8 protein-coding genes are annotated in these 10,881 nt (G+C 71.2%); 3 read left to right on the top strand and 5 right to left on the bottom strand.

The window, feature by feature from the left end; genetic code table 11:
* Positions 1-521: 521 nt before the first annotated feature.
* A complete protein-coding gene (locus SACHA_RS0110250; protein ID WP_028663052.1) occupies positions 522-1,526 on the top strand; it encodes a mechanosensitive ion channel family protein in 1,005 nt (334 codons plus the stop codon).
* Positions 1,527-1,599: 73 nt separating this feature from the next.
* Positions 1,600-1,998 carry a globin gene (locus SACHA_RS0110245; RefSeq protein ID WP_019809441.1) on the top strand — a complete coding sequence of 133 codons (399 nt, stop codon included), beginning with the start codon at positions 1,600-1,602 and terminating at the stop codon, positions 1,996-1,998.
* Positions 1,999-2,149: 151 nt separating this feature from the next.
* Here SACHA_RS0110245 and SACHA_RS0110240 read toward each other — a convergent pair whose 3' ends face one another.
* On the bottom strand, positions 2,150-3,547 hold the full coding sequence (locus SACHA_RS0110240; protein ID WP_019809440.1) for an LVIVD repeat-containing protein: 1,398 nt from the start codon (positions 3,545-3,547) through the stop codon (positions 2,150-2,152).
* A gap of 172 nt (positions 3,548-3,719) precedes the next feature.
* On the opposite strand from SACHA_RS0110240, the gene SACHA_RS0110235 reads away from it, so the two are divergent.
* Positions 3,720-4,355, top strand: coding sequence for a DUF305 domain-containing protein (locus SACHA_RS0110235; RefSeq protein WP_019809439.1), 636 nt, complete (start codon positions 3,720-3,722; stop codon positions 4,353-4,355).
* Between the two features lie 22 nt (positions 4,356-4,377).
* Here the strand turns inward: SACHA_RS0110235 and SACHA_RS0110230 are convergent, their stop codons facing one another.
* The 4 genes from SACHA_RS0110230 to SACHA_RS25270 all read right to left on the bottom strand — a co-directional run.
* The gene (locus SACHA_RS0110230) at positions 4,378-5,019 is read right to left on the bottom strand and encodes a hypothetical protein (RefSeq protein ID WP_019809438.1); all 642 of its coding nucleotides are present in this window, start codon (positions 5,017-5,019) and stop codon (positions 4,378-4,380) included.
* A 25-nt stretch (positions 5,020-5,044) separates the two neighbouring features.
* Positions 5,045-5,497, bottom strand: a complete 453-nt coding sequence (locus SACHA_RS0110225) for an acyl-CoA thioesterase (RefSeq protein WP_019809437.1) — start codon at positions 5,495-5,497, stop codon at positions 5,045-5,047.
* A gap of 58 nt (positions 5,498-5,555) precedes the next feature.
* Positions 5,556-10,505, bottom strand: a complete 4,950-nt coding sequence (locus SACHA_RS0110220) for an NAD-glutamate dehydrogenase (RefSeq protein ID WP_019809436.1) — start codon at positions 10,503-10,505, stop codon at positions 5,556-5,558.
* 156 nt (positions 10,506-10,661) lie between these two features.
* Positions 10,662-10,881 (bottom strand): hypothetical protein (locus SACHA_RS25270; protein WP_039738605.1); only part of this gene is annotated, 220 nt, incomplete at its 5' end.

Raw genomic sequence — 10,881 nt, 5'->3', positions numbered from 1 at the left:
ATCGACCACGCCGTCGTGCTCACCAGCGGGCCGTGGACGGAGCAGGGTATGGCCACGCTCACCCGAGCGGCGGACGAACTCGGAGGGAAACGGTGACCGCGACACAACCACCTTCCCTCCCGCGGTCACGCGCGACCCGCGGTAGGCGGCTCGGACCACGGGCGCGCAAGAGTGCCCTGGTCGTCCACATCGTCACGGCGGGCGCGTGGATCGGCATCGACGTGGTGTTGGCGGTCCTGGTGTTCACCGCGTTGACGACCGGGTACGCCGCGCGGGCCGGGTTGTCGGTCAGGCACTCGACCACCTCCACGGTGCAGCCTGGTCGAACACCAGTCGACCACACACGGCACCCGGAACGCACGCGTGTTCTGGACGAAGTCGGCCCCGAGTACGGTTGCCCGGGGTACACACGGCCGTCCGCGACACCGGAGGACCACCCGATCGGGTCGGTGTCCCGGCCCCGGCCGAGACGTGCCCCGCCGGACGACAGGCCCCACACCGGAGGAAGGAGTACCCGGGACGTGACACGGTTTCCGACCCAGCCACCCGCGTGCGTCGAGGAGGCGGCGGGGTCCTGGTGTGCCCAGGTGTGGCGGGCCACGGGCAACGAGTGGCTGGCGACCTCGGCGGACTGGCTCGTGGCGAAACCCCTGCGCATCTTTCTGATCATTCTCGGAGCCGTACTGGTCCGGCTGGTCGTCCGGAGGATCATCGACCGGCTGACCCGGACCGAGGACACCAACGGCAACGGCAGGTTGCCCGCGCTGCTGAAGCCGATGCGCGAGCACGCCCCCGAGGTGCTCGGACCGGTGGTCCTGGAACGGCGACGGCAGCGGGCCCGCACCATCGGGTCGGTGCTGAAGTCGTTGACCAGCTTCGTGGTCTTCGGACTGGCCTTCGTGCTGGTCCTGGGTGAGCTCGGGATCAACCTGGCGCCCATCCTGGCCTCGGCGGGGATCGTCGGGGTCGCCGTCGGTTTCGGTGCGCAGAATCTCGTGCGCGACTTCCTCTCCGGGATCTTCATGATGCTGGAGGACCAGTACGGCGTCGGCGACGTCGTCGACGTCGGGGAGGCCGTCGGCACGATCGAGTCGGTGGGGCTGCGGATCACGACGCTGCGCGACCTGAACGGGACGGTGTGGTACGTCCGCAACGGCGAGGTGCTCCGGGTCGGCAACTTCAGCCAGGGCCATGCGGTCGCGCTGGTGGACATCCCGGTCGGGTACAACGTCGACGTGCCCAAGACCACCGCGCTCATGCAGCAGGTGGCCGAGGAGGCCTCGGTGAGGGAACCGATCGCGCCGGATGTGATGGAGCCGCCCGAGGTCCTCGGCGTCGAGACCGTCACCGCCGAGGGCCTTCAGTTCCGGGTGACGATGAAGGTGCGCCCCGGCAGGCAGTGGGCCGTGCAGCGCGCGTTGCGCGCGGAGATTATGCGCGCCCTGGAGCAGGCGGGCGTCGAACCGCCGTTGGGCCGGTTCTTCACCGCGGGCCAGGCCCGCGACGGGGAGACCGGCACGGTGTGAGCCGGCGGCCGGACAGCGGAACCAGCCCGGCCGGGAGAACCGGCCCGCACGGCAGAATGGAGGCGTGGCTGACGTGAGCAGTGCCCCGACACCGGACCCCGGAACCTTCTACGACGCCGTGGGCGGCGAGGAGACCTTCCGCAGGATCGTCGCCCGGTTCTACGCCGAGGTGGCCGAGGACGAGGTCCTGCGCCCGCTCTATCCGGAACAGGACCTGGGCCCCGCCGAGGAACGGCTCCGGCTGTTCCTCATGCAGTACTGGGGCGGTCCGCACACCTACTCCGACCGGCGCGGCCACCCGCGCCTGCGGATGCGGCACATGCCGTTCAAGATCGGGCCGATCGAGCGGGACGCCTGGCTGCGGGCCATGCGGGTCGCCGTGGACGAGTCCGGGATCGAGGAGCCCTACCGTTCCCAGCTCTGGCAGTACCTGGAGATGGCGGCGCACTCGCTGATGAACAGCTTCGAGTGACGCGGGACCGGGCCCGCCACCCGCCCGACGGGGGGCGTGGCGGGCCCGGTCCGTTCCCGGCCCGTCGCCGGATCGGCGCCGGAACCCCTCAGCAGGAGAGCCCAGCAGGAGCTCAGCAGGAGGGCTCGGTAGGAGGGCTCAGTAGGAGGGCTCAGTAGGAGGGCTGGGTCTGGGCGTTGAACTCGTCGAAGTGCACCGACCGGGCCGGGGCGGTCCGCGGATCGCGGATCGTCAGCACGTCGAGGCCCTTCTGGATGTCCGACGAGTAGATGTGGCCGTTGTAGTAGTACGCCGACCACGGCCCACCGATCATCAGGTTCTCGTCCGAGAGCGGGCCACGCTCCCAGTAGCCGATCTCGGTCGGGTTGTCCGAGTCGGTGAAGTCCCACACGGACACGCCGCCCTGGTACCAGGCCTGCACCATGATGTCGCGGCCCGGAACGGGGATCAGCGACCCGTTGTGGGCCACGCAGTTCTCCGTGTCCGCCTGGTGCCGCGGGATCTTGTAGTAGCTGCGGAACTCCAGGGCGCGGTCGTCACCGCGACCGGTCAGGTCGTAGATGCCGTTGGCGCCCCGCTCGGGACCGACGTCGGCGTTGCAGGTGGCCATCCCGCCACCGCCCAGCTCGTCGGTGAACACGACCTTGCTGCCGTCGTTGTTGAACGTGGCGCTGTGCCAGAACGCGAAGTTCTCGTTGTCCTGCACCCGGTCGATCACCCGCGGGTTCCTCCGGTCGCTGATGTCCACCAGCACCCCGTCACCCATGCAGGCACCGGCCATCAGGTCCTTCTCCGGGTAGGCCGTCAGATCGTGGCACCCGGTGGTCGCGCGGGTGTAGCCGTTGCCCGGGTTGCCGCCCTCCGGGAACAGCACCGGCTCGGACACCAGCTCCGCGTTCTCCGGGGCGTCGACCGGAACCTCGACGAGCGAGAGCTTGTCGTGCGGCGGCTGACAGTTCGGCAGCCCGGCCGCGGGCGAGTACGACGACACGTACAGCAGCACGGAGTCGCGCTCGGGCGCGGGCACCATGGTATGGGTGTGTGAGCCGCAGTCGGTGCGCACCGCCGAGACGTACTCGGGCGAGGTCAGGTCGCTGATGTCGAAAACCTTGATGCCTTCCCACGAGCCCGCGTCCGCGGCCGAGGCCGGTTCGCTGGAGCAGGAGGCGTCCGACCGGGCGTAGTCCGTGCTCAGGAACAACAGGTCACCGGAGACGGACACGTCGTTCTGCCCGCCCGGGCACAGCACCTGGCTCACGATGCGTGGCTTGTGCGGCTTGCTCACGTCGTAGACGACGAACCCGTCATAGTTGCCGACGATCGCGTGGTCGTCGGTGAAGGCGATGTCGGTCCCGTACGCGCTCTGCGTGTCGAACGGCGCCTGCTTCGGGATGTTGGCCCGCTGCTGCATGTTCTTGCTGTGCACGATCTCGTCGACGTCGGGGATGTCGTCCTGCGCCACGGCCGCGGGGGCTCCGACCCCCGCGAAGGCCAGTGCCGTCACCCCGGCGACGATCGTGCCGAACCGTCCACGTCCGCGTGTTCTCACTGCGACGCACTCCTTCCCACCGCTGTTCGGCGAGAGGCCATTGTCGGTGCGACCGATCACCGGGCGATAGCGACGAACGGAGGGTTCTTCGCAGTGAAACCAGCGGGGATCTTGACGTGACCTCCCGCCCGGCGGTTCGCTGACCGGCATGCGAGGTGCTTCGAGAGCGGGTATGCCGTTCATGGCCGTCGTCGTGGCGGTCGGACTGGCCGGGTGTACGGGCGATGCGGGGACCGGTGCGGACGCCGGGGGCACCGCGCCCGGCGTGATCGTGCCGGGCGGACCGGGGGAATCCGCGCGGACGGTGGAGCCCGGCAGTGCGACCGGACAGCGCCGAGAGGCCGAGGTCACCGAGGCCGACATCCGCTACATGCGCAGGATGATCCCGCACCACGAGCAGGCGGTCGTAATGACCGACCTGGTGCCCGACCGGGTCCACGACGCCGGGGTCACGTCCCTGGCCGAACGGATCGCGGTCACCCAGGCCGGGGAGATCGACGCCATGCGGGCCTGGCTGGACCGCAACGCTCCCGGCGGCGCCGACGGCGGGGACGGACAGGGTCACGCGCACGGCCGGATGCCGGGCATGGCCACGCCGGAGCAGCTCGACACGCTGCGCGCCGCGGAGGGGGCCGAGTTCGACCGACTGTTCCTCGAACTCATGATCACCCACCACGAGGGGGCGCTGACCATGGCGGGGAACTACCTGCCGGACGGTGTGGAGCCGAACGCGTTGCACATGGCGCAGGAAGTGATCACCACCCAGACCGCCGAGATCGAAACCATGACCGGGATGCTCGACGGATGACCGGCGGTCGCCGTGGCGTGGCTCAGACCAGCAACGGCAGCAGGGCGTGCCTGCGGCGCAGCACCGCGCCGTAGCGGGCGTCCAGCCGCAACCACCCGCCGGTGGCCGAGACCCGCACCACGTCGCCGGTGAGCGAGGAATCCACGAACCCCATCCCGGACAGCGCGAACAGGCACCGCATCGGCACCCCCACCTCAAGGTCCGCACCGGACACCGTGAGCACGGTCTGGTCCATCAACGACGCGGGCGGGGTGCCCTGCGGTCCCACGTTCTCCCGGGCGAGCGTCACACCGCGGTCGGCCAGCTCGGTGACGACACCCACCGGGAGGTCGTCCACGGCCCGCCAGTCCGTGCCCCCGTGGGTCGGCAGTTCCGACCGCCAGAGCAGGTCCCGCGACGGCCCGGGGTCCATCGACGCACCGGGGGTGACGGTGAGCGCGGCCAGCAGTTCGTTGCCGGAGACACTGATGTCGCCGGGTTCCACCGCGCCGGCGACGGCCCGGGTGACGAGCACCTCGAACGGTGTCGCGACCCAGGCCTCCAGCACGTCCTCCGTGCGCATCCGCAGCCGCACGACCGCCTGCCCGTCGAGCCGCACCGCCCGCGCGACGAACGCGGCGAGGCTGTCCCGGTCCGCGGGTTCGGGGATACGCAGTTCGGTCACGCTGGGGTCTCCTCGACGGGCTCCGTCACGCTGGTTGTCCGCTCGGGACGTACTCGGCCAAAAACGCCCGCTCGGTGGCGGTGAGTCGGCGCGGCCGGTTCCTGCCCACATCGTACGGAGCCAGCACGGTCGTGGCGGTCGCGGCCACGGGGTCGCTCTCGTCCGGCCCGGTGTGCACCGTGTAGCCCAGCGTGAACGAGGCGTTGCGCAGCTCGGTGAGCACCATCCCCACCCGGACGTCCCGGCCGTCGACGACGATCGGGGTGCGGTAGTCCACCGACAACCGCACCACGACGATGCCGCGGGCGAACTCCCCCAGGGCCGGACCGTGGGCACCGGCACCGGCACCGGCACCGCCGCCGAACAGCAGCGGCACCCGCGCCTCCTCCAGCACCGTCACGAGCCGGGCGTGGTTGACGTGCCCGAAGGCGTCCATGTCCGACCACCGCGGACGCACGTGGGCGAGGTACTCACCCATACCGACTCCTCCCCCGGCACGCACCGGCACACGCCGGCATCCACCGGCGCGCGCGTTCTCAGCGCACCGTACCCCGGATCTGCCGGGCGGCCACCGAGAGTGTGGCGAGATCGATCCGGCCCGACCGTTCGATCTCGTCGAGGGTGACCCGGGCCCGGGCCAGCCGGGAGGAGTTGGCCTGCTCCCACTGCGCGATCCGGTCGGCGGCGCTGTCGCCGGGTTCGCTCTGCCGCAGCGCGTCCAGCGTGATGGCCCGCAGGGAGGAGTACAGGTCGTCCCGCAGCGCGAGCCGGGCGAGGGCGTGCCAGCGGTTGCCGCGTTCGAGGTCGTTCACCGAGCGCAGCATCCGGTCCATGCCGAGGTGGTCGGACACCGCGTAGTACAGCTCGGCGGTCTCGGCGAGACCACGCTCGTCGGTGGGGCCGTCCCCGTGCTCCGCCAGTTCCGCCACCTCGGCGATGTCCAGCAGGGAGTAGCTGGGCAGCAACAACGACACGCGCCGGGCGAGCCCGTCCGGAACCCCCTGCCCGGTGAGGGCGTCGGTCTCCCGGCGGACCACCTCGGCGTCCTCGCCGCGCACCAGCTCGCCCAGCACGGGTGCCAATCCGGCCACGGGGTCGGTGAAACGGTGCCGCTCCGCGGCGACCGCGAGTGGCTGCGGCCGGTTGGTGAGGAACCACCGCGCCGCCCGGTCGAGCAGACGCCGGGTCTGCAGCACCATCGCGTCGGTGGTGTCGGTGGGCACGACGTTGTCCAGCTCGGCGATCGCGGCCCACACCGCGTGCAGGTCGTAGACGCCGGTGACCACGGAGAACGCCCGCACCGCGTCGGTGGCGGTGGCGTTGAGCTCCTCGGCCAGCCGGAACGCGTAGGAGATCCCCGCGCCGTCGACGACCTCGTTGACCAGCAGGGTGGTGGTGATCTGCCGCCGCAGCGGGTGCCTGCCGAGCGCCGCGCCGTAGTCCCGGCGCAGCGGCTCGGGGAAGTACTCCGGCAGCCTGCCCGCGAACACCTCGGCGTCCGGCAGGTCGCCGGCGAGCAGCTCGTCGTTGAGATCGAGCTTGACGTGCGCGAGCAGCGTGGCCAGCTCCGGAGAGGACAGCCCCTCCTCCGCGTTCTCCAGTTCGGTGAACCCGGTCTCGTCGGGCAGGGCCTCCAGCTCACGGTCGAGCGCGCCCTTGGCCTCCAGCGCCGCGACCTGCCTGCGGTGTACCGAGAGCATCGGCGCCGCGTGCGCCCGGCTGACCCCGAGCACGGTGTTCTGCCGGTAGTTGTCGGCCAGGACGAGGTCGCCGACCTCGTCGGTCATGCTCTCCAGCAGCGCGTTGCGTGCGCCGGTGTCCAGGTCACCTCCGGCGACGAGCTGGTCCAGCATGATCTTGATGTTGACCTCGTGATCGGAGCAGTCCACCCCGGCCGAGTTGTCCAGCGCGTCCGTGTTGATCCTGCCGCCGGTCCGGGCGAACTCGATGCGGCCCCGCTGGGTGAGGCCGAGGTTGCCGCCCTCCCCCACAACCCGGGCGCGCAGCTGCCCGCCGTCGACGCGGACCGCGTCGTTGGCCTTGTCGCCCACCTCGGCGTGGGTCTCGGTCTCCGCCTTGACGTAGGTCCCGATCCCGCCGTTCCACAGCAGATCCACCGGGGCGAGCAGGATGGCCCGCACCAGTTCCGCCGGGGACACGCTGGTCACATCCGCGTCGAGCCCCAGTGCACGCCGGATCTGCGGAGTGAGGGGCACGCTCTTCGCGCTGCGGGCGTAGATCCCGCCGCCCTCGCTGAGGACGGAGCGGTCGTAGTCGTCCCAGGACGACCGGGGCAACCGGAACAGCCGCGCGCGTTCGGCGTAGGACGCGTCCGGGTCCGGGTCCGGGTCGAGGAACACGTGCAGGTGGTTGAAGGCGGCCACCAGGCGGATGCGGTCGGACAGCAGCATGCCGTTGCCGAAGACGTCCCCCGCCATGTCCCCGATGCCCACCACGGTGAACTCGTCGCGCCGCGTGTCCAGGCCCAGCTCCCGGAAATGCCGCTTGACACTCTCCCACGCACCCCGCGCGGTGATACCCATCTCCTTGTGGTCGTACCCCCGGGAGCCCCCGGAGGCGAATGCGTCCCCGAGCCAGAACCCGTAGTCGGCCGCCACCTCGTTCGCGATGTCGGAGAACGTGGCGGTCCCCTTGTCGGCGGCCACGACCAGGTAGTTGTCGTCGCCGTCGCGGCGGAGGACGTCGCGGGCCGGGACGGTGACGCCGTCGACGAGATTGTCCGTGAGGTCCAGCAGCCCGGAGATGAACATCCGGTAGCAGGCCACGCCCTCCCGGTGGTGCCGCTCCCGGTCCGTGCCCGGGTCGCCGGTGGGTACGGGCGGGTTCTTCACCACGAATCCGCCCTTGGCGCCGACCGGCACGATGACCGCGTTCTTCACGGCCTGCGCCTTGACCAGGCCGAGGACCTCGGTGCGGAAGTCCTCCCGGCGGTCCGACCACCGCAGCCCACCCCGGGCGACCGCGCCGAACCGCAGATGCACCCCCTCGACCCGGGGGGAGCACACGAAGATCTCGTACGCCGGGCGCGGCTCCGGCAGGTCGGGCACCTGCTGCGGGTCGAGCTTGAGCGCGAGGTAGGGCCGCGGCGTGCCGTCGGCGTCGGTGACCCAGTGGTTGGTGCGCAGGGTCGCCACGATCACCGAGAGCAGCCTGCGCAGGATGCGGTCGGTGTCCAGGCTCGTCACCGCGTCGATCATCGTGCCGAGCTCGGCGATCCGGGTCTCGGTCTCCGCGTCCCGGGTGCCCGCGTCGCCCGTCGGGTCGTCGCCCGTCGGGTCCAGCCGGAGCTCGAACAACCGCACCAGCGCCGTGGTGATGTCGGTGTGGGTCAGCACGGCGCTCTCGATGTAGGCCTGCGAGTACGGCGTCCCGGCCTGCCGCAGATACCGGGAGTACGCCCGGAGCACGGCGACCTGCCGCCAGGTCAGTCCGGCCCGCAGCACCAGGGCGTTCAACCCGTCGCTCTCGGCGTGCCCGTGCCACACCGCGGCGAAGGCGTCCTGGAACCGCTCCCGCAGATCGTTCTCGGCCCACTCGTCGAGCTCGTCCAGCATCCGCGGTTCGATCCGCAGGCCGAAGTCGTAGATCCAGCAGCGGGTCCCGTCGGCGGTCTGCACCTCGTACGGGCGCTGGTCGATCACCTCGACCCCCATGTGCTGCAACATCGGCAGCAGCGCCGACAGGGTGACGCCCTCCCGCAGGTACAGCGTGAACCGCCGCTGCCCGGCGAGGGCGTCCGGGGGCACGTAGAACGCCATCGCCAGGTCGTCGGGCCCGCCCAGCGCCTCGAGCCGGCGCAGGTCGGCCAGTGCGGTGTCGGCCGGGAAGTCCTCCTTGTACGCCTCGGGGAACGCGGAGGCGTACCGCTGGCCCAGTTCGGTGGCCGACTCCTCACCGGCCAGGGTGACGGCCTTGCCGTCGGCGGCGCGGGTCCTGCGCTCGGCGAGGATCGCCTCGACCATCGAGTCGTCCCAGGTGCGCACCGCCTCGTTGAGGCGTTCCTGGATGTGCAGGGTGTCCGGTTCGGACGCGGTTCCCGGGTCCGTGTACACCGTGAAGTGAATCTGGGCGAGCAGGGTCTCGCCGAGACGGGTGCTGTACTCCAGCCCGGTGCCGTCCAGCTCGTCGAGCAGCACGTCCTGCATCGCCAGGCGGGAGCGGGTGGTGTAGCGGTCGCGCGGCAGGAACACCAGGCACGAGAAGAACCGTCCGTACGGATCGGTGCGCAGGAACAGCCTCAGCCGCCGGTCCGCCAGTGTGATCGCCCCGGTGGCCGTGGCGTAGAGCGATTCGGAATCGGCCGACAGCAGGTCGGCCAACGGCCAGTTCTGGAGGACCTCCAGCATCCGCCCGCCCGAGTACGACTCCAGCGGGAATCCCGCCCGGTGGATGACCTCCCGCACCCTGCGGTTGATCACCGGGATGTCCAGGACGTCCTCGTGCAGCGCCGACGACGTGAACATGCCGAGGAACCGGTGTTCCCCGGTGACCCGGCCGGTGTCGTCGAAGGTGCGCACTCCCACGTAGTACGGGTGCACCGGACGGTGCACCGTGGACTGCGCGCTGGCGTGGGTGAGCACGAGCAGCGTCGCCGACGACACGGCGGACGCCGCCTCCGGCCCCCGGGTCAGGGCCCGCGCGGTTTCGCTGTCCTGGCGCAGCACACCCAGGCCGGAGGCCAGTGCGGGGCGCAGCACGGCCCCGTCCGACTCCGGGTCGGAGACCACCTCGTAGTGCCGGTAGCCGAGGAACGTGAAATGGCCCGCCGCCAGCCACGTCAGCAGATCCGCGGCCTCGACGTCCTCGGCCGGCAGCGGGGGTGGGCCCGCCCGCAGGCTCCCGGCCACGGTCCGGGCCTGCCGGGTCATCTTCTCGGCGTCCTCGACCACCTCGCGGACGTCGCCGAGCACCCGGATCAGAGCGTGCTCCAGGTCGCGGGCCCGGGACGGGTCGCTGACCGGGTCGATCTCGAGATACATGAAGGACTCGACCGTCGCGCCCGGGGGCGGGTCGGCGACGTCGGCCTTCGGGTGCACCTCCCGCAGCGCACCCGTGACGTCCCTGCTCACCACCACGATCGGATGCAGGATGCGCTGGACCTGCACCCCGCCGCGGGACAGCTCCGCGGCCACCGAGTCGACCAGATACGGCATGTCATCGGTCACGATCTGGACGACCGTGGCCTCGCGCGTCCACCCCGCCCCGACCGCACCGGGATTGAACAGCCGGACCACCGGACGGCCCGGCATACGCTGTTCGGCCAGGTCGAGATGCGCCCGGACCGCACCCACGATCTCGCCGGGATCGTCGGCGAGGACCTCCTCGGCGGGCACGAGCCGGTAGTACAGGCGGATCAGGTCGGCGATGTCCGGCGCCTGCGCGGCGGCGGCCTCGACCAACTGGTCGCGGAGATGGTCCGGGTTGCGGGGGGCCGACGGGGACGTCGATCGCGTCGGCGGCGCCACCGTCGCGACCGTCCGCTGTGTGCTACCGGTTCGTTCCGGGACCCCGCCCGGGCTCCTGTCAGACAACGCCATTCTCCACAGTCCTCGCGTGACCACACTGTCGTGAGGGATACGGGCCACTCTGCCACGACCGTGGACCGCGCGGCGGCGTGGGCGTCACCCTTCGCCGCGGTGTCTCCCGTTCACCCCGGAGTGGTGATCGCGGTCGTCGTCCACACCGAGCTGTTTGACCAGCGCCGAGGCACTGGAGGTCCCGGCCTGGTGCTCGGCCAGCGCACGGGCGAGCAGCTCCGCGAGACCCGCGTCGGCGGGCGGATCGTCCCGCGGCGCCTCCGGTCCGGTGTCCTCGGCACGGGAGCGGGGGGCCTCACCGGGC

Source organism: Saccharomonospora halophila 8 (genome assembly GCF_000383775.1).
Taxonomy (GTDB): domain Bacteria; phylum Actinomycetota; class Actinomycetes; order Mycobacteriales; family Pseudonocardiaceae; genus Saccharomonospora; species Saccharomonospora halophila.
This window is presented reverse-complemented; position numbering and strand designations above follow the sequence as displayed.

What these genes read in the sequence shown, in the direction of transcription:
- SACHA_RS0110225 (WP_019809437.1), bottom strand. Translation starts at nt 5,497, where the DNA reads ATGGGTGAGTACCTCGCCCACGTGCGTCCGCGGTGGTCGGACATGGAC.
- SACHA_RS0110235 (WP_019809439.1), top strand. Translation starts at nt 3,720, where the DNA reads ATGCCGTTCATGGCCGTCGTCGTGGCGGTCGGACTGGCCGGGTGTACG.